Below are 18,802 nucleotides of genomic sequence, written 5' to 3' on the forward strand. Positions count from 1 at the left end.
ACTCCTTATCTTCATGCAGGCATGTGACACAGGCCACGCATGTCACGTCGGCCGTCACGATGTCGCGCACGACACACCCTATGAGGTTACTATCGGCAGGCACTAGACGCGCTGAAGGGTCAGCGCGCTAATTCGTATACGGTCTGTCCTCGCAGCTTGAAACGCTCGGTCAGGTAGGAAAAATTCTCCGAGTGACCGGTGAACAACAGACCATCGGGTTTCAACAAGGGCGCAAACCGCTCAAGGATCCGCGCTTGGGTTTCCTTGTCGAAATAAATCATCACGTTACGGCAAAAAATAGCATCGAAGGGACCCTTCGCCACCCAACTGCCCGAAGTCAGGTTGAGTGATTGAAAGTCGATCATCGAGGCCAATTCGGGACGTATCTTCGCCATCCCGGCGCGAGCCCCACTGCCCCGCAGGAAAAACTGCCGACGGCATGCTTCGGAGACCTTCTCCAACTGATCCAGCGCATAGATCCCCTTGCGCGCCTTATCCAGCGCGTCGGTATCGATGTCGGTGGCCAGAATCTGCGCCTGAGAGGCTCGACTACCCAGCGCCTGGCTCAGGGTGATCGCCAACGAGTAGGGCTCTTCCCCCGTCGACGCCGCAGCACACCAGATACGTACGGGAGATGTCGCTTGCTTGACGTGCTCAGCGAGCAACGAAAAGTGGTGTGACTCACGGAAAAAAGACGTCAAGTTTGTCGTCAGTGCGTTGGTGAACGCTTCCCACTCCGGCGACTCAGGATGCTGATCCAGACGCGTCAAATAATCGCTGAAGCGACGCATACCATGCAGCCGCAGCCGCTTTGCCAAGCGGCTGTAAGCCATTTCACGCTTGTGCGACGCCAGCACAAGGCCGGCGCGCTGATAAATGAGCGTGCGTATCTTATCGAAATCCGCCTCCGTGAATTCCAGATCCCGGTCGGCGGCTCCGAACAAGCTAGGATGCTCTTCCTGCGGCGCAGGAGACTGACGAAATTCGCTCAAAAGGATTCCCACTCCTCTTCATGTGATGCCTGGTGAGCGCCCGCCTCCTGCGACTCCTGACGCCGAGGCTCCAGAGAGGTCTTCTGACGCTGCGCTGAAGGTGCCGTCGATTGCTGACCCTCACCGGTACGTGTGGGTGTTGTCTGCGGCTTGGCGAGGCTCGCCGAATTCTTGTTGCGGCGCGCCGTCTCGGCACCACTCCCGGCCAGACGGAAGACAGCCACGGAGCGCGACAGCTCGGTGACGCTAGACTCGAGATCCGCAGCGACTGAAGCCGTCTGCTGTACTCGGTGGGCATTCTGCTGGGTGACATCGTCCATCTGCGTGATGGCTTGGTTGATCTGTTCGATACCGCTGCTCTGCTCGTCGGACGCCGCAGTAATCTCGTTCATGATGTCGTTGACACGCGTGACCGAGTTGACGACTTCCTCAATACTGCCCTCGGCTTTGCGTACCAGATCAGTACCGCCCTCGACCTCTTGCGTGGAGTTGTCGATCAGCGCGCGAATTTCCTTTGACGCCTGGGCACTGCGACTCGCCAAGTTGCGGACCTCTCCGGCGACGACGGCGAAACCACGCCCCTGCTCACCCGCGCGGGCGGCTTCGACGGAAGCATTCAAGGCCAGGATATTGGTCTGAAAGGCGATCGAATCGATCATTCCGATGATGTCAGACATTTCACGCGAACTATCGCGGATACGCCCCATGGTGCTGACCACTTGCCCCATGACCTCACCGCTCTGACGCACCGTCTCACTCGCCGTGCTCGAGAGTTGGCTGGCCTGACGCGCGTTGTCGGCGTTCTGCTTCACGGTGGCGGTCATTTCTTCCATGCTGGAAGCCGTTTGAGCAAGCGATGCGGCTTGCTGCTCAGTCCGCGAGGAAAGGTCTTCGTTGCCTTCGGCAATGTTACGGGTCGCCGGTGTGACCACACCCACATTCTCGTTGACCTCCTTGACAATATTGCCAAGGCTGCGACGCATGGTATCCAGCGCCCGCGTCAGACGACCAATCTCGTCTTGCTTGCCCTCCTTGAGGCTAGCGCCCAAGTTACCGGCCGCAATCTGTAGCGAAAAGTCCAGAGCCTCACGCACCGGACGCAGCGTCGAGCGCACCGTGATAATCCCCAGCACCACCAGCACGACCATCCCGAAGATGAAGACGCCCGCCTGCCACATCAGCATTTCATGCTGTGTTTCGGCTGCTTCTGTGGCCATACTCATGGCGTCGTTGCGCTTTTCATCGACCAGGCTGTTGAGCTGGCCGCTGACCTCCTCACGCTGGCCTTCAAGCACATCGTTGTAAGCTACGTAAGCTTCGTAGAAATCGCCGGCATTCAAAGTGTCCAGCACCACTTGCATGCCATCATCCAGATAACGCTCTACAGAGGCATTAAAGCTTTCCGCAGCATCCGTGTGATTGGCGGGACGGCCGTCGTAATATGCGCTCCAGGTTTCGGAGAGGCTTGTCATTAGCTCTTCGGCCTCAGCCGTCACCGCCTCCATGTCACCCGACGCCGGGTTACTCACGGGCTTGTCGACCAGGTCTCGACCTTTGGACATCAATTGATCGATTTGCTGCAGGCGGGCGACATCTTCCAGGCCCTGCTCGGACAGTGCCTGCAGCTTGTCACCCGCGCGTTGTAAGCTGACCATGGACAGCACACTACTGACCGCCAGCATCAGCACCGCCGCGACGACCATGGTCACCAGGCGGCCCTTGAAGGTGTTGAACTTGAGGCTCTTGAGCCGGGCCAAGACACCGGTATGCTGAATCTGACCACGCTCGAGCTTGACCCCACGACGCTTGCCCGCCGACATCGCCGCATATGTCCGCTCCGCCTCAGCACGCGCCTTGGCGGTGGGCTTGACGCGCACCGAGGTGTAACCAACGACCTCGCCACCTTCGAAGATCGGTGTCACGGTGGCATGCACCCAATAAAAATCACCGTTCTTGCAACGGTTCTTGACCAGCCCGCCCCAGATTTCGCCTTTTTTCAGGGTCGCCCATAGGTTCTCGTAGGCCAACGGCGGCATATCGGGATGACGCACGATATTGTGCGGAGACCCCACCAACTCATCGTAGGTAAAGCCGCTGATCTCGACGAAAGCCGGATTTGCGTAGGTGATGACCCCTTTCAAATCCGTACGGGACAACAGGTAATCTTCATCCGCGAGCTCATGCTCACGCTGAGTAACGGGCTGGTTATTGCGCATGATACGGTTCCCTGGTGTTCATTTTTATTGGTTAGTGTCGGTGCGCTCTAGTGGCGCCTCGCGACGGCGTTATTGTGCTTGTTGCTCGACCAATGCCATTTCCTCGCTGGTCAGCAGTTTCTCGATGTCGACGATGACCAGCATGCGATCCTCGAGACTGCCGAGGCCGCTGAGATAATCGGCAGACAGCGTCTCACCGAACTCGGGCGCGGGCTTGATCTGGTCGGAGGTAAGCGTCATGACATCGGATACCCCATCAACCACGATGCCCACGATCCGGTCGGCGACGTTGACCACGATCACCACGGTCTGCCCTTCGTATTCAATGTTGTCGAGATTGAACTTGATACGCAGGTCGACGATCGGCACGATCACACCGCGCAGATTGGTCACGCCCTTGATGAAATCGGGGGCATTGGCGATGCGCGTCACGTTTTCATAGCCACGGATTTCCTGCACTTTCAGGATATCGACGGCGTATTCCTCGCTACCCAGCGAGAACACCAGGTACTCTTGGCTTTGCGTATCGATAGCCGCCTCGGCGGCCTGGGTCATGTCACTCATGAGACTACGTCCTCCTGGCGTGATGCGGTTAGTTCGGCGTGCTTGGGGGAGTTGGCACGCTGACGGTGCAATCGGTTGACATCGGCGACGTCAAGAATCAGCGCCACGCTGCCATCCCCGAGAATCGTCGCTGCGGATATGGCCGGCACCTTGCGGTAGTTGGTTTCGAGGTTCTTGACCACCACTTGTTGCTGGCCGACGAGGTCGTCGACCAGCAAGGCATAACGCCGCCCTTCGGCCTGCAGGATGACCGCGATACATTGAGTCGGGTCCTGCACGGAGCCATCTATATGCAGAATATCGTGCAAGGCGATCAGCGGCAGATACTCGTCACGCACTTTGAGCAGTTTGTCGTTGCCCGCCATCGAGTAGATATCATCGTTGCTGGGCTGTAGTGACTCGAGCACTGCCGAGAGCGGCAAGATGAAGATTTCCGGCCCGCTCTTGATCGACATGCCATCGAGGATCGCCAGGGTCAGCGGCAATACCACCCGAGTCGTGGTGCCTTTCCCAGGCCAGGACTGGATCTCGACGTGGCCGCCCATGGCCTGGATATTACGTTTGACGACATCCATGCCTACGCCGCGTCCGGAGACATCGCTGACCTGATCGGCGGTCGAAAAACCTGCCGCGAAGATAAGCTGCCAAACCTCGTCGTCGCTCATGCTGTCAGAAACGGCCAATCCGTTATGAGCTGCCTTGGCGAGGATCTTCTCGCGACTGAGGCCGCCCCCATCATCCTTCACTTCGATGAGGATATTGCCGCCCTGGTGCTGAGCGGAAAGCGTCAGTTGTCCGGTACGTGGCTTGCCTGCGGCCTCGCGCGCATCAGGCATCTCGATACCATGGTCAAGGCTATTGCGCACGAGGTGCGTCAAAGGATCGATGATGCGCTCGGTCAGGCTCTTGTCGAGCTCGGTGGACTTGCCTTCAGTGACGAGCTCGATGTCCTTGCCCAGCTTGCCGGTAAGATCGCGCACCAAGCGAGGAAAACGACTGAACACGTAGTCCATCGGCACCATGCGGATCGACATCACCGACTCCTGCAAGTCACGCGCGTTGCGCTGTAGCAGGTTCATGCCGTTGACCAGCGGCCCATGGGCGGCCACGTCAAGTTCGCTGGCGGTTTGATCGAGCATAGACTGGGTAATGATCAGCTCACCGACAAGATTGATGATCTGATCAACCTTCTCCACCGGCACGCGAATCGTCGCCGACTCCCCGCCAGCTTTCTTCTTGGCAGCACCCGCCTTGTTAGCTGGTGCCGCCTTCGCAGGCTTCTCGTCGGCCGCTGCCTGGGCCGGGGCTTTTTCTACAGGCGCCGCCTGCTCGGCAGGGGCCGACTCGGGCGCCGGTGCGTCGCCCTGAGACACAGCAGGCGCCGAGGCTGTCTCAGCCTCTACCTGCGTCGTCTCGGCCGGTGCAGCGATCGCCGCGACGTCTAGTTGCTCAGGCTCGACGATGAAACACATCACGGCTTCGATATCGTCACGGCTGGAGGCACTTTCCAGCACCACCTCATAACGCGTGGCATCACCGTGCTGCTCTTTCACGTCGCCCAGATTCCCGAGCTCCTCTACGAGGAGTTCACGGTCTTTGTCGGATACGTTCAACAGCACGACACGCAGCCAGCCGCTATCTGCCTCGGCGGCCTGAGCTTCCTGCTCCTGGCCCTCCGACACATCCTTGCCAACCGTATTCCCGGCATCCGAGCTTTGGCTTTCATCCGACGCCTGCTCAGGGGGCGCGATATCGGCCTCAGGCTCGCTACCCACGCCATGTCCCAGCTCATCCAGCGCTAGCTTCTTCAGCGTCTGACAGATGCGGGCATAGGCTTCAGGGTCCGGTTCGGCGCCATTGCGGTAGGCATCAAGTTGGTCGTGAAGCATATCCTTGGTTTCCAGAAAGAGGTCGACGATATCCGTGCGCAAGATGAGCTCGCCCTGCCTGGCATAATCCAGCAGGTTTTCGAGCATGTGCGTGGTTTCTTGCAGCACGCTGAACCCGAAGGTGCCCGCGCCGCCCTTGATCGAATGCGCGGCACGAAAAATGGCATTGAGTTGCTCCGGATCCGGCTCGTCGAGATCCAGCTCGAGCAGGTGGCGCTCCATGTCACCCAGTAGCTCTTCGGCCTCTTCGAAAAAGGTCTCGTAGAATTCAGTTATATCCATGCTCGTTCCACGTGATCGTGATCGTTAGGGCGATGGCTGATCTTGCCCTTCACCGCCACCGGTGGTGCGCTCATACACTTGCGGGAGTGCGTTACGCATTAATGAGTCAGCGCCCTGAGTCGGCGACAACCCTTCTCGCTGCGTGTCATCCGTACTGTCGAGTATTCCCTCGGGAGATGACGCACCGGCCTCGCCCTGATCGCGAATCTGCTCGGCGGCGTACTCCGACAACACGACGATGCTGATACGCCGATTGACAGCATCACTGGGCTTTGTGCCTTCCAGGTTGACGCGTGACCCCATGCCCGCGACACGCAGCAGCTTGCCGGAATCGAGCCCGGCCGCGACCAGAGTGCGGCGCGATGCGTTGGCACGATCGGCGGAAAGTTCCCAGTTGCTATATCCGGCTTCCCCACCGGCGTAGCGCAGGTCATCCGTATGCCCGGTGAGGCTAATCGCATTGGGGACCGCGTTGAGCTCCGGCGCCAGAGCCTGTAAGAGATCGCGCATATACGGTGCGAGCCGGGCACTGCCCAACTCGAACATGGGTCGTTTGTCGGTATCGACGAGCTGAATGCGCAGCCCCTCAGGAATGAAGTCGGTCCGCAACTGCGAGCTCATCTGACGCAGGTTCGGGTCTTCGCGGACCTGGCGTTCCAAACGATCGCGAAGCACCCTCAGACGTCGCATCTCATCGCTAGGGCGCGATTGCTGGCGAACGTCCAGACGCCGTTCTTCGCCTTCGGAGAAGGTGGGGTCCGCTCCGCCCCCGGGAATCGCGCTGGTACTTGCCGTCGACTTGTCACCGCCGGTCATCGCTACCGCCAAGGGTGTGCGGAAATACTCGGCGATATGGCTTAACTCGTTTTTAGGCACCATCGACAGAATCCAGAGCACCAGAAAGAGCGCCATCAACGCGGTCATGAAATCGGCATAGGCAATCTTCCAGTTACCGCCATGAGGCGCACCGCTGACCACTTTCTTGCGCTTGACGATGATCGGACGACGCTCATTGCTCATGCTTATCCCGTCCCGGTGCCGCGCGTGGCACTACCCTCGGCTCGAACGTGCTCCTCGAGCTCGGTAAACGAGGGACGTTCGGCAATGAACAATGCCTTGCGCCCGAACTCCACCGCCAGCTGCGGGGCCATGCCGTTGAGACTCGCCATGAGCGTCACGCGGACGCACTGCAACATTTTGATCGCCTCGGTGACCTGCAACTGCAAGCGTTGCGACACGGGAAGCACGAACCCGTAGGCAAGCAAGATCCCCAAGAAGGTTCCCACCAGCGCCTGCGCGATCATTTGTCCCATCGCTGCGGCGCCCTGATCGGCCGCGCCCAGAGCATGCACCACGCCCATGACGGCCGCCACGATGCCGAATGCAGGCAGACCATCACCAACACTGTGCAAGGAATGCACAGGGATTTCCGCTTCGTGCTGAAAGGTATCGATCTCGTGTTCCATGAGCGCATCGATCTCGAAGGGATCCATGTTGCCGCTCACCATCAGGCGCAAGTAGTCAGTGATAAACGCCATGATCAGGGGGTCATTGGCAATCTTCGGGTAGTCCGCGAAAATCGCACTATCCTCAGGGGCATCGATATCACGCTCGATGGCCAGCATGCCGTCCCGCCGCGCCTTGGCCAGCAAGCGGTACTGCAATGCCATCAGCTCCATGTACATCGTCTTGTTGTACTTATTGGTACGCTTGAGCTTTGAGAACGTCCGCAGGGTGGCCTTGATCGCCTTGCCATTATTGGCGGCGATGAAAGCCCCGACGGCAGCCCCGACGATCATGAGAATTTCGGAAGGCTGAAAGAGCGCTCCAAAGTGGCCACCGACAAGGGTGTACCCCCCGCCGATCGATGCGATAACAACCAAATAGCCGAGTAGAATCAACACAGCAGAACGCTCCTAGCGACATGCATGACTTGCCTGTTGATATCCCTATCGGCAGGAAGCGACACGGCTTGAATGAAAAAACGCAGAAATGCGTCGTGCCGCTTCCCGGTATCGGTCGTTATCCTCTGGGTCGCGACGACACTAGAGACGAGAATGCCTATCTAGCGACGAGGCGTCGTGCTGTCACGCCATCCGACTCAGAAGTCGAAACAGGCTGACGGCGCGGTGTTGTCACCCGCTCTTCGGCCTGACGTTTCTTGCGTGTCTTGCCGGCACGCGAAGGCGGCTGACAAATACCGCACACGAAGTCGCGATCGGGACTGTACGCGTGCGCGACGAACTGGCCACCGCAGCTGGTACAGGCCGATAGCTGCATCATGCCGCTTTCGAAGAAGCGAATGAGCGTCCAGGCACGCGTCAACCCCAGCACCGGCTCACCTTCTTCAAGGCTGACTTGCTCCAGGTACAGCTTGAAAGCCTTGACGAAGGCCGACATTCGCTCGCAACCGCAGTCTTCGAGCAGACTCCAGTAAATGTTGTAAAACAACGACGAGTGGATGTTCGGCATCCAGGTAATGAACCAGTCGGTCGAAAACGGCAGCATGCCCTTGGGGGGCGACATGCCACGCACTTCCTTGTAGAGCTTGATCAAGCGCCCACGACTTAAGTCCGTTTCGGTCTCGAGCACCTGCAGGCGCGCTCCCAGATCGATCAATTCAATGGCGAGCTGCACCTGCAGCATTTCGCCCACTAGACTTTTCTCGCTCACGACGATACTCCTCAGTTAGAAGAGAAAGACGGGCACTCATTATGTGCGCTCGCCATCAACAAGGCAGCATGCGTCTGCCCCAACCCCTGCTCACGCTGATTGTGGGTCAGCTTGCGCAGTTGCTCCGGCTCGTCGTAGCAAAGCCGGCAGAGAAGTTGATTCGTTCGTGCGAGTTGTGTCAGTTGCTTGATCGACAAGGAAGCGATGAGATCCGCCATTTCGTCGTCCATCTTGAGACGAAAGAGCGCAGTGGTGCGATCTTCGCTGATCATGCGCTGCGTAAGCAGCAGGTAGGACAGGTTGATATCTTGGATATCATCCAGAAGGCTATCGGTTTCCATATAATTCCCTGCGTACGACGTTATTTTGATGAAGGAGGCTTCTGCGGCCTCTCTCCGATGAGCCAGTGTTTTTGATTTTTCGGCTGACTCGATTCTTACTGTCGCATCATTTTGAGACGTTTTTATGAAAAGATTCAACATCTCCTACATGGAAACCAACAAATCCTTACAAAAAAGGAATGAGCCGACTCACTCAAAAGTACGATAGCAACCAGACTGGAGGGGCAGTAACACGCTAGCGGCAAGGGTTGCCGACGAATAGAAGGCCTGCCACAGCATGTTAATTATTAGCAAACTATATAACATGGGGTGCGTCAATAAACCGCATCCCTTCGTCGCAATTCAGCGACGTGGGGGCGCTTCTGACTCGCTATCCAAGCTTGCCTCTTCACGTTCCAGGTCATAGACCCAGGCCAGCAGCTCGGCAATGACTTGATACAGCATGGGGGGGATTTGAGCATCCAGATCGACCTGCATCAAAAGCGCCACCAACTCGGGAGCATCATGCACGAAAACGCCATCGCTTTTGGCCGTCGAGACAATGCGCTCAGCCAGGTCGCCGTACCCTTTGGCCACCACCACAGGCGCCGCCGAGGGATCTTGATAAGCTAACGCAACGGCGCGTCGCCTTTCGTCGGGCGTGTCACTCATGGCGTTCCTCACTTGCGTCGTTGTCAGGCATACGATGCACGTCGATCACGGCCTGCACCCCTAAGGCATCAAGGCGCTCATGCAGCGCCGACGCCTGTTCGGAAAGGCGCTCCAAGGCCGCCCCTTCAGGCGCCGAGATCGACAACGAAGCCCGTTCGGCACGTAGCGTCATGGCGATATGCACGTCACCAAGATGCGGCAAGGAAATATTCATCTCACTATGCCAAGGTGATGTGTCATGCCCCTGCGATTTCGCCTGACCGTCGGCATCCTGGCCATCGCCTCCCGACCATTGCTGCAGGGTCATGGCTAACATGATGCCTGGCCACAGCATACCTTCCCAACGCAGTGTCGGCGTCACCAACATCTCTAGTTGATGGCGGACGACAGACTGCAAGGTATCGTTTTGATCCGTACCGATTTGCTGCAAGCCTGAACTTGCCAGGGCATGGCGCTGTTCACTCCCCGACATCTCCCCTCGCGCCGACAGCATCTCAGGAGAAGCGCCTTGCTGAGCGAGCAAGGGCGCCTCGGCGAAAAGATTGACAGCGGGCGCGGGGCGCAAGGAAGTCAACGTGACCGGTGATGCCATCTCGGCCATAGCCGCGCGTGAAGTGGGCGATCCCGCGTCCCCCATACGCGCCGCATGAGGCGTTTCGGGCGAGACAAGACCGGCCGCCGCCGACATACGCGGCGCCAACGCCATCTGCGGTTCACGCGCCAACGCGGCCGTCGACCATTCGCCCTTCAGCCAACGCGCCAGGTGCGACTCGTAGAACACGCCACTTTGTTGAATATTTTGCTGCAATTGAGATGCTAGAAACCTCGGCGATGCCTCTCCCTCCTGGAGTAACGGCTGCGGAGAGGTAATCGACGATGGCGGCGCGGGAAAACGCGCCAGCACATCGGCGATGGTGCGCGCGGCGGTACTGAAATGCGTAGTGGATGAGCCGGGCGTCGTCGACGACTGCTCTCCCGCCTTGCCTGAGGAGATGCCTGACTCAAGAAGCGCCGAGGCACGCGCCGGAGTGAGCTCGGCTTGTGAGGAGCCGCGATGCTGAGGCCCGCCACCTTCACGGGTCAATGATTCGATGGCATTCCCAGAAAGCACCGGCTTGACCGGCGCAGGCAGGTCGCTCGTTCGAGGCGCATCGATACGCTGCCCCAGCACCTGATGAAGCAGCGTGTCGATAATGGGAGTGATGCCACTCACGTGTGCCCTTCAGTGCCCCGAGAGGGGCGCGTGCGCTGCGACAGCATGCCCTGCCCTTGATTATAGGCACGCACCAACGCTTGCTGGCGCCGAGAGCTGCCGATCAATTGCGTGAGTTCCTCACAGCGAGCATCGAGTTGGTCTCGAATGGCGCGGTCGTGCTCGAGAATTTCCTCGATCATGCGTGCACAGTACTGGCGCTCTTGCGCATTGAGCTGTTCGCCTTGAGGTGCGCGCCGCAATGCCTCGACATCGGCCACATAGCGGGCACGCTGCTGAATCAGAGCGTCCCACTCCTGGTGACGTGCGTTTTCGAGCATCGCCCGAGAACGCTCGAGCATATTCTCATAGATGTCCAGACGCTCCGACGCATTGCTCATGTCACGATCCATCCACTTGCGGGGCGATTTCGCGCCAGGCCGAGCCGATATCTTCCAACAGATGTGCGGCCTCGTCGAGCGCGGCTTGATCATTGCGCAAGTTGGCTCTCAGCAACAACCGCGCGATATAGTCATAGAGACTGCCCAGACGCTCCGAGAGTTCACCGCCACGCTCATGATCGAGCGCCGCCGCCAACCCATTATTGACAATATTCAGGGCCTTGGTAATTGCCTGCCCCTTGGCGGAGATATTGCCATCCTCCATGTGCATCTTGGCAGCCCGAATGGAGGCTTGCGCGCCGTCGAATAGCATCACGATCAACTGATGGGGGCTGGCCGACATCACCCCGGATTCGACGCCGACACGGGCATAGGCCTGGGCGCCTCGCATCATATTCATGATAGTTCCCCTACTGGTTCATTTGTGCGTTCAAGCTGTTGAATTGCTGGGTCAGATAAGAACTCGTCGAGTTCATTTGCGACACTAGTGCGTCCAAATCGGCGAATTGTGTGCGGTAGCGATCCACTGTCGCATCAATGGAGGCTTGCATACTGGTATAACGTTCGCCGAGACGCTCGATGGAGGTATCAATCCCGCTGGTAGCCGTGTCCAGCGTTCCCCCCTCATCCAGCAAATTGCCCAGCACCGTGTCCAGACTGGCGGCGAATCCATCACTGTCTTCATCGCCGGCGAAAAATGCGCTGACACTGTCGAGGTTGCCTTCGATCGCTTCGTCCAAAGCCTCGTCGTCAACCTCAAGCGTTCCATCGAGCGCCAAGGAAACTCCCATGTTGGACAGCAACGCAACATCACCGTCCCCAACATGTCCCATGGCATTGCGCAGTTGCGATTCCACGCCTCGCAACGTGGAGTTGCCGAGCAATTCCCCTGCTGCTCCGGACTCGGCGTCGAACGACGTCAAGCTCGACATGCGCTCTTGCAGCGAATTGTAGACTTTGACGAAATCATTGATGGAATCCTTGATCGCGCCGTCGTCGCGACTGAGCGTCAGTGCATCCGACTCGCCTGCATTGGTCGCCTGCAGGTCGAAGGTCACCCCTTGCAGCGCCCCCTCGACATGGTTTGACGCACTGGTGATGGCGATACCATTCACGCTCAACTGAGCATCCTGTGCAGCCACCGTTTGACGCATGTCGCTGGCCTCGGGGGTGGCGGCATCAAAACCGAACGCCGCCTGCAACCCGGCCTCTGCGGAGGAGACCGTGATTTGATTCGCTTCGCCCGTCTCGGTGGCCGTCAGAACCAGACGTTGGGGCTTATCACTGCCATCGTTGATGATCGAGGCGCTGATGCCGGCGTCTTCCGAATTGATGGCGTCCCGCAAGCCTTCCAAGGTGTTGTTGCTATCGTCGAGGACGACGGAAAACGCCTTGTCGCCAACGTTGACAGAAAGCTCGCCGAGGTCGAGCTCGGCCTCTTTTTCGAATCCCTGAGAAGCAAGCGTCTGTGACCGGGCCAAGGCGCTGACTTCAACCTGGTAGCGCCCCGAAACGGCCGCATTGTCGGTCGATACGCTGACGGCATCACCCTGCATTTTGCTGCTCAGCGCCTGGAAGGTCTCGGGATCACTGAGCGCAGTGGCCGACTCGCGCAGCGAGTCCAGCGCGCTTTCCAGGCGCCCGAAGGCTGACAGCTTGGCTTCGTAGCTTTTCTTCTGTTCGGTAATCGGCTCTAGCTTCGCGCTTTCGGCCTCTTCCAGTTCGTCCAGCAAGCCACTCAAATCCAGCCCCGAGCCAACACCCAAGGAAGTAATCGTTGGCATGACATGCCCTCAGCGAATAGGTTGATCTTTTTACCATGAGGCTCGTCGACGCTAGCGCCGAAAAGACTAACTTTACGAGCGTTATTCATACATCGGCCTCTGGGGCGTAAACTTTAGCCCTTACTCGTCATCATTTCGCACGGCTTGAGGCAAGGCGACGCGTCCCGCGTGCCCGTCGACGCTGGCAATATCACGCCTCGATGGGCCATGATAGGCAATTCGAATAGACCCCAGGAGCCACAGCCACGATGGACTCGACATCACTTTTCGCCGACTACGCACGCTGGCAACGCTTTCAACGTCAAGACCAACTCCATCGCGAACATAACGCTGCCGTGCGCAAACTGGCCGAGTCAGGCGCAATGGCGTCGCGTGTCGCCGAGGGCTACCGCAGCATGGCGGAAAAAGGTGCCTCCGAGGGCGCTTGTTACCGTACTCTCTTTCTACGCCAGCGCCCCCATGAGACCTCGCTGACATGCGAAGGCTGGCTCTTTGTACGCCGCGTGCTTTCAGAAGGCGGTATTACGCGCGTACGCGGGACACTGCTTGAAAGTTTCACACTCGAAGATGGCAGCCTCACACCTGGCGACAAGCCAGCGCTCAAGGTCACCCTGGATATTTACGATGAAATTCTCGTCAAACGCACCATGAAGATGGGCTGTCGCATCGACCGCCAGGACGATGATAGAGATCTCCATTTCATTACGTTTCTCGACAGTGTACGTGGCGATCTTCGCCAACACATGTGAATCCTGTCGCCCAGACCTCGTCCCACGATGGCCGACACGGCCTGGCGGCTCAGCAAGCGAGACACTTTACCATGTCAACATCTCCCACCCCGCGCCTCTATTCCACGCTGACCCTGTCGGAGCTCGACGGCGTCACCGGCATCGCTCAGCCGCGCGCTACCCAGCACAAACTGACGCTAGACAGCCCGGCGGCGCGGCTCTTGACTGATTTCAGCACTCAGCGCGCCCAGACCATCTTGACCTCCAATACCATTTCGCAGGCCCTCAACACCATGAAGCAGGCAGGCGTGCGCTTGCTCATGGTGATGGGCTCGGACGGGCGATTCACCGGTGTCATCAACGCCCGCGAGCTGGTCGGAGGACGCAAGATCACCATCGCCATGCAGAACCATGACGTGCCGCGCGAGGAAGTCACCGTGGACATGATCCAGACACCGCGCGCGCAGTTGCATTCATTGTCACTCGCACAATTGGAAACCGCACGCGTCGGTGATCTCGTGGAGACGCTCAAGGCATCCGGTGACCAGCACTTGCTGATTACCGCGCCCGGGGAAGAGGGGCCGATCATTCGCGGCTTGGTGTCGGCCTCCGATATCAGTCGGTCGTTAGGGATCGATCTCGACCATCCTCCGGAAGCACGTAGCTTCGCTGCCATTTGCCAAGTCATTCTCGGGCACGACCTGTAACGCACACCCCACCGGTCGAAGGAGCTGTGCATGCTCGAGTGGTTGCAAGATCGCCTGTCCCGCCAACAAGGCATTGCCATCTGGGTCGTCAAACAAGTCGACGATACGACCTTGCATCTTTGCGGCAAGGGGATGGCAGAGGGAACGGAGCGAGTGTCGCGTCGCCGACGCGCATTGGGCCGCGGCACTTTCGTGGGACCAGTGCGCATCGGTGAGCACCACGAGGTCTTGCACTCCAATCTTTTCGCATGGCTACCGCTACGCGACGAATTACGCTTGATCGATGACCGTGAAGCCGAGTACGCCGGTCGTCGTTACCACGTTTCCTGGGTCCCCGAGCGTTGCTGGCGCTTCCAGGGCCCACTGATTTCTCACCCCCAGCGCAACGACGGCAAATTGCGCTTCGTCAGCCATGAAGACGTCGCTGCGATACGCGAAAAGACCACCGCCCCGAGCGCCTCGACAACGCCATCGCGCAACGCCGATGGGTGGTCACTGGCCGCACGAGACGACGACTAGTTATCATCGCGCCATACCGATATCTTTCCGGACACCCGTGACACCATGACATCCAACACCGTTCTCGTCCTTTATGCCGGCGGCACCCTCGGCATGCTCGACGGACCTCGAGGCCTCCGCCCCGGCAGCGACTTCGAGGTGCGTCTGCGCCAAGCCTTCACGCACCTCGCTGCGTACCGGCGCGATGCCATACCGCCTTTCGAAATGCTCGAATATACGACGCCCATCGACTCGAGCAGCGCCACACCCGCCGACTGGCAACGCTTGGCGCGTGACATTGCCGAACGCTATGCGGACTATGCCGGCTTTGTGGTCCTGCATGGCACCGATACGCTGGCGTGGTCGGCTTCGAGCCTGGCCTTCCAATTGCAGGGCCTGGGCAGACCCGTCGTTGTCACGGGAGCGCAGAAACCGCTGGAAGCGCCCCACAGCGACGCACTCGATAACGTCGAAACGGCGCTGCGCTTCGCCGCTCGGAGGGATCTCACCGAAGTCGCCATCGCCTTCGGTGGCAAGCTCATGCGCGGCTGCCGAACCCGCAAATGGGATACTCAATCGTTCGATGCCTTTCACGCCCCCAACTGGCCGCTGCTGGGCGAGATCATTGATGACGAGCCGGTCCTCTATACCGCACGATGCCTTTCACCCACCGGCGCGCCGCGTTTTGAGCTCCCCGACTTGGCACCCACGTCGGCGGTCATACGCCTACCATTGTGGCCCGGCATTCAGGCACGCCAGATCGCGCAGTTGCTCGACGACGACACGGTACATGGCGCCGTTCTCGAAAGCTGGGGGAGTGGCAATATTCCCGAAGACACTGCCCTGGCAGGCGAGCTGGCCACCGCAACTAGCCGTGGCATGTTGCTCGCCGTCATCAGCCAGTGTCCCCACGGTCCCGTGACGCTAGGCACGTATGCCAGCGGCAATGCGCTCAAGGATATCGGCGCACTCGCCGGCGACGACATGACGCCAGAAGCGGCGTTTACCAAGCTCGTCCACCTGGTCTCACAGCCGCTGCCCGAAGCCCAGCAACGACGCCAGTTCCTGACCTCGCTATGCGGCGAGCGCAGCGCACTGGCTTGACGCCACGCTAGCCGGTGAAGGGTTCGCCGGTTACACTGTGCGCGCTTCGTCCGGACCGGATCCCGGGCGTGTTTCCCGCAATTGTCGTGACACTTGCGGGAGGCTACAAATTCTCCGCTCAGGACAAATCTCATGACCGACACGCCGCACCATGTACCTCAGCCATCCAGCGCTGAGGCAAACGCCATTACCGCGCTCACCACACCCGACGATACCGCCAAGGCCGTGGTCATATACTCCGGCGGGATGGACTCCTATACCGTTCTGCATCGCGCCTTGCGCGCCGGCTTCGAGGTCCACGCCTTGTCGTTCCACTACGGTCAGCGCCACTCGCGTGAACTCGAGACTGCAAGCCGGGTCTGCCAGCAGCTGGGCGTCGCCCACCAAGTGGTCGATATCCGTGCCATTCATGGCTTGATCGGCAACTCGGCCCTGACCGATGCCACCCAGACCATGCCTGACGGCGACTACGATGCCGACAACATGGCGGCCACGGTGGTGCCCAATCGCAACATGATCCTGCTCTCGTTGGCCATCGGTCACGCCATCAACATCGGTGCCAATGTCTGCTTTTATGGCGCCCACGGCGGCGATCACGTGCTGTATCCCGACTGTCGCCCCGAGTTCGTCGAGCGAGTGAATGACGTCGCCGCCATCGCCGATTTCAATCCCGTACGTATCGCCGCCCCCTATTTGCATGCCAGCAAGCACACCATCCTGGCCGACGGACTGTCGATGGGGCTCGATTACGCCCAGACCTGGACCTGCTACCTGGGAGGCGAGTATGCCTGCGGACAATGCGGTAGCTGCAGGGAGCGTCTGGCAGCCTTCGCCACGCAGGGGATCGACGATCCTCTAGCCTATGCCGCGCCGGAGAAGATGTCGTAATGTACAGCGTCAAGGAAGCCTTCTATACGCTCCAGGGCGAAGGCGCTCGCGCTGGGCGGGCCAGCGTGTTCTGCCGCTTCACGGGCTGCAACCTCTGGTCGGGACGTGAACGCGACCGCGCCACCAGTCACTGCCGCTTTTGCGATACCGACTTCGTCGGCACCGACGGGCAGAACGGTGGACGTTTCGAGAATGCCCAAGCGTTGGCGACGCATCTCATGAGCCTCTGGCCTCACGCGCAGGAGGCTGCCGTGCCCTATGTGGTATTCACCGGCGGCGAGCCGCTGCTCCAGCTCGACACACCGCTTATCGAGGCCATGCATGCCCAAGGTTTCGAAATTGCCGTCGAGACCAACGGTACGCTGACACCGCCCGACGGCATCGACTGGTTATGCGTCAGCCCCAAGGGCAATGCGACATTACGCATCACACAAGGCGATGAGCTGAAGCTGGTGTTTCCGCAGTCCGATGCGATGCCCGAGCATTTCACGCATCTAGCCTTCAGGCATTTCTTCCTGCAGCCGATGGATCTTGCGCCACGCGGTGGACGAGGTACGACCATGGAGGACACCGTCGCCTACTGCCTTGACCATCCGCAATGGCGCCTCGCGCTGCAAACCCACAAGATCGCGGGAATCGACTGATGACCCTTTTCGTCAATCACCTCACTCACATCGACGCGTCGCTGTGGTCGCCCACCCACGGTCTGATGGGCGCCAGCTGGCATGTCGATGCCGAACTCGATGGTGAGCTGGGCTCCGATGGCATGCTGTTCGACTTCGGCGAGGTCAAACCCTGGATCAAATCACGGCTCGATGAGGGCCTGGACCATACCTTGCTGGTACCGACCGAAGCACCGGGGATCCAGGTATTCGACTGCGCCGAGGGGCTCTGCCTACGCACGCAATTCCCCTACCCCATGGAGCTCCGGGGTCCACGCCAAAGCTTTACCTTGCTGCCCTGGTCAGAGATCACCCCAGAGCAATTGGCCACGCACCTCTCCACCGAGCTCAGCCGTCGACCACCCGCCAAGGTGGAGGCGATTCGCCTGCGCTTGCGCGATGAAGACATCGAGACGGCCGCCTATACCTACAGCCATGGTCTCAAGCACCATGTGGGCAATTGCCAGCGCATTGCCCACGGCCACCGGTCACGCCTGCATATCTGGCGGAACGGTCAACGCGATCCCGAACTGGAGCACCAATGGGCACAGGCACTGGATGCCTGCTACTTGATCCACGATGAAGACCTCGCGCCGCAAGCCGATGAGTCTCTGGATACGTTGAGTGTCGCCTATCGCGCCGATCAAGGCCGTTTTCATCTGACGCTCCCCAGCGAGCGCTGCCACCTGCTCACCACGCCCACGACCATCGAGCATATCGCCGCCTGGCTAGCGGAAAAGATCGCCCTAGAGACGCACAGCAGGATTCGCGTGCAGGCCTTCGAGGGGATCGACAAGGGCGCCATCGCCGAAGCATCGTAAACGGCACCAATGGTGATCGTCTTCATTCGTCGAACGGAACACATCCATGTACTGTCGCGTAGGCTGTGGCGCATGCTGTATTGCGCCAACCATCAGCTCCCCTATCCCCGGCATGCCCGATGGTAAGCCGGCAGGTGTACGCTGCGTTCAACTCGACGAAGACAATTGCTGCCGCCTGTTCGGCGATCCCAAAAGGCCCACCGTTTGCCGTACCTTCGATTACGACCACGCGGTTTGCGGCGACAGTCGCGAAGAAGCTCTGACCATCCTCGAAGATCTTGAGCGGCATACCGAAACGCCTTCCTGAACCTCTCCCTTCTGGCCGAGATCCTGTACACGGTCTCCTGCACAAAGCAAAAAAGCGCGACTCCGAGAGTCGCGCTTTTTCTTTTACCCGTGAGCGTCGTCG

Annotated in this window: 21 protein-coding genes; 8 read left to right on the forward strand and 13 right to left on the reverse strand. The window is 59.4% G+C overall.

Translation table 11 applies throughout. The features are described from left to right. Positions 1-119 precede the first annotated feature (119 nt). From SR908_RS01010 to fliD, 13 genes are all read right to left on the reverse strand, one after another. Positions 120-992: a CheR family methyltransferase gene (locus SR908_RS01010; protein ID WP_097024076.1), complete on the reverse strand. Its 873-nt coding sequence runs from the start codon at positions 990-992 to the stop codon at positions 120-122. Then, the gene (locus SR908_RS01015) at positions 989-3,208 is read right to left on the reverse strand and encodes a methyl-accepting chemotaxis protein (protein WP_097024077.1); all 2,220 of its coding nucleotides are present in this window, start codon (positions 3,206-3,208) and stop codon (positions 989-991) included. Before SR908_RS01015 ends, SR908_RS01010 begins: the two co-directional genes overlap by 4 nt. 69 nt (positions 3,209-3,277) lie before the next feature. Next, a complete protein-coding gene (locus tag SR908_RS01020; RefSeq protein ID WP_097024078.1) occupies positions 3,278-3,772 on the reverse strand; it encodes a chemotaxis protein CheW in 495 nt (164 codons plus the stop codon). After that, on the reverse strand, positions 3,769-5,943 hold the full coding sequence (cheA, locus tag SR908_RS01025) for a chemotaxis protein CheA (protein ID WP_097024079.1): 2,175 nt from the start codon (positions 5,941-5,943) through the stop codon (positions 3,769-3,771). The genes SR908_RS01020 and cheA overlap by 4 nt, the downstream gene beginning before the upstream one ends. A 24-nt stretch (positions 5,944-5,967) precedes the next feature. Next, positions 5,968-6,963: a flagellar motor protein MotB gene (motB, locus tag SR908_RS01030; protein WP_097024080.1), complete on the reverse strand. Its 996-nt coding sequence runs from the start codon at positions 6,961-6,963 to the stop codon at positions 5,968-5,970. Positions 6,964-6,965: 2 nt separating this feature from the next. Then, complete coding sequence (motA, locus tag SR908_RS01035; protein WP_097024081.1) at positions 6,966-7,847, reverse strand: flagellar motor stator protein MotA; 882 nt, start codon at positions 7,845-7,847, stop codon at positions 6,966-6,968. Positions 7,848-8,004: 157 nt separating this feature from the next. Further along, positions 8,005-8,616: a flagellar transcriptional regulator FlhC gene (gene flhC, locus SR908_RS01040; RefSeq protein WP_097024082.1), complete on the reverse strand. Its 612-nt coding sequence runs from the start codon at positions 8,614-8,616 to the stop codon at positions 8,005-8,007. A gap of 11 nt (positions 8,617-8,627) precedes the next feature. Beyond that, the gene (gene flhD, locus SR908_RS01045) at positions 8,628-8,957 is read right to left on the reverse strand and encodes a flagellar transcriptional regulator FlhD (RefSeq protein WP_097024083.1); all 330 of its coding nucleotides are present in this window, start codon (positions 8,955-8,957) and stop codon (positions 8,628-8,630) included. A 342-nt stretch (positions 8,958-9,299) separates the two neighbouring features. Continuing rightward, positions 9,300-9,608 (reverse strand): EscU/YscU/HrcU family type III secretion system export apparatus switch protein, encoded by a 309-nt coding sequence (locus tag SR908_RS01050; RefSeq protein WP_246922178.1) that lies wholly within the window; start codon positions 9,606-9,608, stop codon positions 9,300-9,302. Continuing rightward, the gene (fliK, locus tag SR908_RS01055; protein WP_246922180.1) at positions 9,601-10,821 is read right to left on the reverse strand and encodes a flagellar hook-length control protein FliK; all 1,221 of its coding nucleotides are present in this window, start codon (positions 10,819-10,821) and stop codon (positions 9,601-9,603) included. Before fliK ends, SR908_RS01050 begins: the two co-directional genes overlap by 8 nt. Beyond that, positions 10,818-11,201, reverse strand: coding sequence for a flagellar protein FliT (gene fliT, locus SR908_RS01060; protein WP_179703122.1), 384 nt, complete (start codon positions 11,199-11,201; stop codon positions 10,818-10,820). Before fliT ends, fliK begins: the two co-directional genes overlap by 4 nt. Position 11,202: 1 nt before the next feature. Continuing rightward, on the reverse strand, positions 11,203-11,601 hold the full coding sequence (fliS, locus tag SR908_RS01065; RefSeq protein ID WP_179703123.1) for a flagellar export chaperone FliS: 399 nt from the start codon (positions 11,599-11,601) through the stop codon (positions 11,203-11,205). Positions 11,602-11,611: 10 nt separating this feature from the next. After that, the gene (gene fliD / locus SR908_RS01070; protein ID WP_281504853.1) at positions 11,612-12,985 is read right to left on the reverse strand and encodes a flagellar filament capping protein FliD; all 1,374 of its coding nucleotides are present in this window, start codon (positions 12,983-12,985) and stop codon (positions 11,612-11,614) included. A gap of 248 nt (positions 12,986-13,233) precedes the next feature. Here fliD and SR908_RS01075 point away from each other — a divergent pair, with 248 nt between their 5' ends. The 8 genes from SR908_RS01075 to SR908_RS01110 all read left to right on the forward strand — a co-directional run bounded on the left by SR908_RS01075 (position 13,234) and on the right by SR908_RS01110 (position 18,700). Beyond that, positions 13,234-13,734, forward strand: coding sequence for a hypothetical protein (locus tag SR908_RS01075; RefSeq protein WP_097024088.1), 501 nt, complete (start codon positions 13,234-13,236; stop codon positions 13,732-13,734). A gap of 71 nt (positions 13,735-13,805) precedes the next feature. Then, the gene (locus tag SR908_RS01080) at positions 13,806-14,420 is read left to right on the forward strand and encodes a CBS domain-containing protein (RefSeq protein ID WP_097024089.1); all 615 of its coding nucleotides are present in this window, start codon (positions 13,806-13,808) and stop codon (positions 14,418-14,420) included. Positions 14,421-14,450: 30 nt separating this feature from the next. Beyond that, positions 14,451-14,939, forward strand: coding sequence for a hypothetical protein (locus SR908_RS01085; protein WP_097024090.1), 489 nt, complete (start codon positions 14,451-14,453; stop codon positions 14,937-14,939). 45 nt (positions 14,940-14,984) lie between these two features. Next, positions 14,985-16,022 carry an asparaginase gene (locus tag SR908_RS01090; protein ID WP_246922184.1) on the forward strand — a complete coding sequence of 346 codons (1,038 nt, stop codon included), beginning with the start codon at positions 14,985-14,987 and terminating at the stop codon, positions 16,020-16,022. 132 nt (positions 16,023-16,154) lie between these two features. Further along, entirely contained in the window at positions 16,155-16,910 is a 756-nt protein-coding gene (queC, locus tag SR908_RS01095) for a 7-cyano-7-deazaguanine synthase QueC (protein ID WP_097024092.1), read from the forward strand. Further along, positions 16,910-17,554 (forward strand): 7-carboxy-7-deazaguanine synthase, encoded by a 645-nt coding sequence (queE, locus tag SR908_RS01100; RefSeq protein ID WP_246922186.1) that lies wholly within the window; start codon positions 16,910-16,912, stop codon positions 17,552-17,554. Before queC ends, queE begins: the two co-directional genes overlap by 1 nt. Then, a complete protein-coding gene (locus SR908_RS01105) occupies positions 17,554-18,393 on the forward strand; it encodes a 6-pyruvoyl trahydropterin synthase family protein (RefSeq protein WP_246922188.1) in 840 nt (279 codons plus the stop codon). Before queE ends, SR908_RS01105 begins: the two co-directional genes overlap by 1 nt. A 46-nt stretch (positions 18,394-18,439) precedes the next feature. Continuing rightward, on the forward strand, positions 18,440-18,700 hold the full coding sequence (locus SR908_RS01110; RefSeq protein ID WP_246922190.1) for a YkgJ family cysteine cluster protein: 261 nt from the start codon (positions 18,440-18,442) through the stop codon (positions 18,698-18,700). Positions 18,701-18,802: the final 102 nt, after the last annotated feature.

Origin of the sequence: Chromohalobacter canadensis, from assembly GCF_034479555.1 — a bacterium.
GTDB classification, from domain to species: domain Bacteria; phylum Pseudomonadota; class Gammaproteobacteria; order Pseudomonadales; family Halomonadaceae; genus Chromohalobacter; species Chromohalobacter canadensis.

What these genes read in the sequence shown, in the direction of transcription:
- SR908_RS01015 (WP_097024077.1), bottom strand. Translation starts at nt 3,208, where the DNA reads ATGCGCAATAACCAGCCCGTTACTCAGCGTGAGCATGAGCTCGCGGAT.
- SR908_RS01020 (WP_097024078.1), bottom strand. Translation starts at nt 3,772, where the DNA reads ATGAGTGACATGACCCAGGCCGCCGAGGCGGCTATCGATACGCAAAGC.
- cheA (WP_097024079.1), bottom strand. Translation starts at nt 5,943, where the DNA reads ATGGATATAACTGAATTCTACGAGACCTTTTTCGAAGAGGCCGAAGAG.
- motB (WP_097024080.1), bottom strand. Translation starts at nt 6,963, where the DNA reads ATGAGCAATGAGCGTCGTCCGATCATCGTCAAGCGCAAGAAAGTGGTC.
- flhD (WP_097024083.1), bottom strand. Translation starts at nt 8,957, where the DNA reads ATGGAAACCGATAGCCTTCTGGATGATATCCAAGATATCAACCTGTCC.
- SR908_RS01050 (WP_246922178.1), bottom strand. Translation starts at nt 9,608, where the DNA reads ATGAGTGACACGCCCGACGAAAGGCGACGCGCCGTTGCGTTAGCTTAT.
- fliT (WP_179703122.1), bottom strand. Translation starts at nt 11,201, where the DNA reads ATGAGCAATGCGTCGGAGCGTCTGGACATCTATGAGAATATGCTCGAG.
- fliS (WP_179703123.1), bottom strand. Translation starts at nt 11,601, where the DNA reads ATGAATATGATGCGAGGCGCCCAGGCCTATGCCCGTGTCGGCGTCGAA.
- fliD (WP_281504853.1), bottom strand. Translation starts at nt 12,985, where the DNA reads ATGCCAACGATTACTTCCTTGGGTGTTGGCTCGGGGCTGGATTTGAGT.
- SR908_RS01075 (WP_097024088.1), top strand. Translation starts at nt 13,234, where the DNA reads ATGGACTCGACATCACTTTTCGCCGACTACGCACGCTGGCAACGCTTT.
- SR908_RS01080 (WP_097024089.1), top strand. Translation starts at nt 13,806, where the DNA reads ATGTCAACATCTCCCACCCCGCGCCTCTATTCCACGCTGACCCTGTCG.
- SR908_RS01085 (WP_097024090.1), top strand. Translation starts at nt 14,451, where the DNA reads ATGCTCGAGTGGTTGCAAGATCGCCTGTCCCGCCAACAAGGCATTGCC.
- SR908_RS01090 (WP_246922184.1), top strand. Translation starts at nt 14,985, where the DNA reads ATGACATCCAACACCGTTCTCGTCCTTTATGCCGGCGGCACCCTCGGC.
- queC (WP_097024092.1), top strand. Translation starts at nt 16,155, where the DNA reads ATGACCGACACGCCGCACCATGTACCTCAGCCATCCAGCGCTGAGGCA.
- queE (WP_246922186.1), top strand. Translation starts at nt 16,910, where the DNA reads ATGTACAGCGTCAAGGAAGCCTTCTATACGCTCCAGGGCGAAGGCGCT.
- SR908_RS01105 (WP_246922188.1), top strand. Translation starts at nt 17,554, where the DNA reads ATGACCCTTTTCGTCAATCACCTCACTCACATCGACGCGTCGCTGTGG.
- SR908_RS01110 (WP_246922190.1), top strand. Translation starts at nt 18,440, where the DNA reads ATGTACTGTCGCGTAGGCTGTGGCGCATGCTGTATTGCGCCAACCATC.